The 3326-nt window shown below is 38.8% G+C and carries 4 protein-coding genes; all 4 read left to right on the top strand.

The genetic code is table 11. The features are described 5' to 3' along the window. On the top strand, positions 1-695 hold a 695-nt coding region (locus LG34_RS16635; protein ID WP_242979807.1), incomplete at its 5' end, for a DUF6273 domain-containing protein. A gap of 90 nt (positions 696-785) precedes the next feature. Then, entirely contained in the window at positions 786-1841 is a 1056-nt protein-coding gene (locus LG34_RS05470) for a hypothetical protein (protein WP_109215190.1), read from the top strand. A gap of 130 nt (positions 1842-1971) precedes the next feature. After that, complete coding sequence (locus LG34_RS05465; RefSeq protein ID WP_109215189.1) at positions 1972-2379, top strand: hypothetical protein; 408 nt, start codon at positions 1972-1974, stop codon at positions 2377-2379. 37 nt (positions 2380-2416) lie between these two features. Continuing rightward, positions 2417-3064 carry a hypothetical protein gene (locus LG34_RS05460; RefSeq protein WP_109215188.1) on the top strand — a complete coding sequence of 216 codons (648 nt, stop codon included), beginning with the start codon at positions 2417-2419 and terminating at the stop codon, positions 3062-3064. Positions 3065-3326: the final 262 nt, after the last annotated feature.

The following is a 3326-nucleotide window of genomic DNA, read 5'->3' as shown; positions in this document are numbered from 1 at the left end:
TTCCATTGGAACGTGGGCAGCATATTATGTATGGAAGTTATCAGGGAGAAGTTATTGAGTGGCGTGTCCTTGATAAAAAAGGCGATGAAGTGCTATTGATCAGTGAGTATGGTCTGGATGCACAGCCCTATGATACCAGTGGAAAAAATCGTGTACTCTGGGAAGATTCAACAATCCGTGAATGGCTGAATGATGATTTTTATAACAGTGCATTTTCAGAGGACGAAAAAGCAAACATTGTGTTATCTTTTTCAGAAGGTTTTGAGGCAAAGAATAGTTCAACAAGACTGTTAGGTGGAAAACCTTATTACCATTTGGAACGAGGAACAAAAGATAAAATATTTCTATTGAGTTATACAGAAATGTGTCTGTATTTTGACCCTGATCCGAATCCAAATCCAAAAGAAGGAAGTTGTTTTGATTTTCAGTATGGTCATGATGAAGTTTTGTGTTATCCAACAGAATATGCAAAACAGCGGTTGTATATGCTCAATGTAAAAGATGCTTGTGGATGGTGGATGGCTGATTGTTTTTATGATACTGATGGAGTTGGTGTTATTTCAGGTTATGGGCAGGCTCAGAGAGAAATATTATTAAACAGCAGCCGTTACGCAGTTCGCCCGGCAATGTGGGTTACCTGGCAGAGTGATATGCAGGTAATCGAAGAATCAAGGAGTTACAATAATAAAGGATAAACAAACGTAAGTTTAAACAGACACGATGTGAATGGGTTTTTACATGGAAGCATCTCATATTGAGATGCAGCAGAAATGGAGGCGGATTACATGAAAAAGATATGGGGACTGATCGGGATACTTGGAATGACATTTTTTATGCTGGCAGGATGTGGTCAGGATAAAAATACAGCACAGGATGCGTCATTAAGTGCAGAAAATGAAACACCGATTGAAAATAGCGTTGGACTGGCTTCGGTTATTAACATTGAAGACGCTTATTACTATAACGATCTGTTGACAACCGATGCAGGTGAACTTTATGCAATGACGGATGGAACTTCTGAAGAAGGAACAGATCCGGTATTGGTATGGAAAAGCACCGATCAGGGAAAAAGTTGGGAGAAAGTAATAAAACTTCCGGATACGATATCTGCCGATAGTTATATTTCGACAGGTGTACTGCAGAAGAAAAATGACGAGCTGAGTGCGTTTGTTGTTGTATCAGATCCTGAGGATGGCACATCAGATTCCGGTGTAAGCCGGCTGCTTCGAATTACAGAGAAAGGCAGTGAAGAACTGAATACCGGAGATGTATTTGAAAAATTGGGCGGAAGTGCATGGAGGATTACTGTAGTGAATGACCATGTGCTGTCAATTGCAGGAATAGACAAGTGTGTTTTATATGATATTACACAGCAGAAAGAATTAAAAAGCCTATCCTACGATTATGGTAGAGCTGGTTTTCTGTCAATGAAAGATCAGTTTATCGTGTACTGCGACGAGATCAAATATTGTCTGAATGCAGATACACTTGAGGAGCAGGAGCCGGAGGACGGTCTGGAACAATTTGTGGAAGATATGTGGGAAGCAAATGCCAGAGAAGTATTTGCGCCGATGAAAGCATGGAATGATACCGTGGTATGCGTTACAAGAAAAGCCATTTATGAATACAGAGACGGAAGGACAGTAAATGTGTTGTCCGTTCCAAAGACCGTTCATAGAGGAAACAGTTTTAACGGCATGTTACCCGTATGTAAAGGTCACCAGAATACTTACTATCTGAGCGTATTTTCAGCAGGAAACACGACTTTGTGGCGGATGGAACCGGATCTGGAAAAAGAGACAGCAGCAACTTCTTACGCACCTATTCACAAAAAATATTAAGAATTTTATCTGTGTGGGTAATATTGTCTTACGCTCACTAGCTATGATATAATTAATTTGTCAGAAAAATTCGCAAAAACGCATTATTTGTTCCGAAAGAAGGTTGAAATATGCAAAAGGAGGATGAAGCATGCGAAAAAGAGTCATAGGAATTTGTATCTGTCTGGCATTTGCATTGCTTTTGGGAATTGGAGCGTATCAGGCAAAGATAATAAAAACACCTGAAGTTACATCTGATCTGTATTCCCAAGAAGAAATTACAGATGCAATTAATGTGGTGAAGCAAGAAATGAATATGAATTGGAAAGGTTGTGACCTTCAGGAGATTTATTACGCAGGGGATGAGACATCAAAGGATTGCTTAGATTGGGCAACCAGAAATGATGCAGATGAATCTCTTGTGTTACTGTCAACATTTTATGTCGGAAATGATTGCGAAGATGGTTCGCTGGAACCAGATTCCATGTATGAGAATTGGATGTGGATATTAGTCAGATCCAAAGATGGTCAATGGAAATGTGTTGATTGGGGATATTAATGATTGGTTAAGTATTTAGATGATATGGGGGGAAATGATGAAAAGTAAAAGATTAATAATTGTTGGGCTCATAGTATCGATATTGCTTATTTTTTCAGGGTGCGGAACTGAAAAGAATACAGAAACGACGAATGACCAGTCGATCACTGATTATTACATTGAATCACTCTCTGTAAATGGTCTTTCACGTAGTCAGAAAAAAGAATATCTGAGCCGAGATGATATCTATGCAGTTGGAAATAATATCGCTGTTTCTAAGGCGGAAGTTCAGCAGTATACAGATTTTTACCTAAATAATGGTGAAAGCGAAGAAAATGCACAGAAGTTAGCCGAGAAAGACGCTATGGAACGAAATGCTTTATATGTTGCGGCGATTCAGAACGGATATGAGGTTACAGAGGAAGATATCGATGATTGGCTGAAGGAACTTCGCACAATGTTGGAAAATGATACGACAGGAGCATATCAGTCAGCGATGGAAGGATTTGAATCGGAGGATGCATATTGGGAATATGAGTATGAAGTGTATCGTGTAGATTTGCCGATTCAAAATTATGTATCATCGCTTCAGATAGATACAAACGTGTCAGCTGATTCTGAAAATGGTAATTCAGATACTGATGCATTTAGTGAATTGAAGCAGCGTTTGGCAGATGAGCAGGACTTTAAATTGACGAATTTATAGTGAGTGTATGATTACAGAGGGCATTTGCCCTCTGTTTTTGTGTGTAAAAAGAATCGAAAAACATGCATATTCGACTTGAAATAAATTTTAGAAAACCATTTGCATGTTTCAATTGTCTTATATATATCAGATGAAAAAATGATTTCTGCTGCGATGGATAGCAGTATTTTTTATCTCAGTCGAGAAGACTCCCACTTCTGCAAGGACGCCACTGAAAAAGTGGTAAGTTTAGTATCGCAGGGCGTCAAATATGTGAAAAAAT

This window comes from Eubacterium ramulus (assembly GCF_003122485.1).
Classification (GTDB): domain Bacteria; phylum Bacillota; class Clostridia; order Lachnospirales; family Lachnospiraceae; genus Eubacterium_I; species Eubacterium_I ramulus_A.
This window is presented reverse-complemented; position numbering and strand designations above follow the sequence as displayed.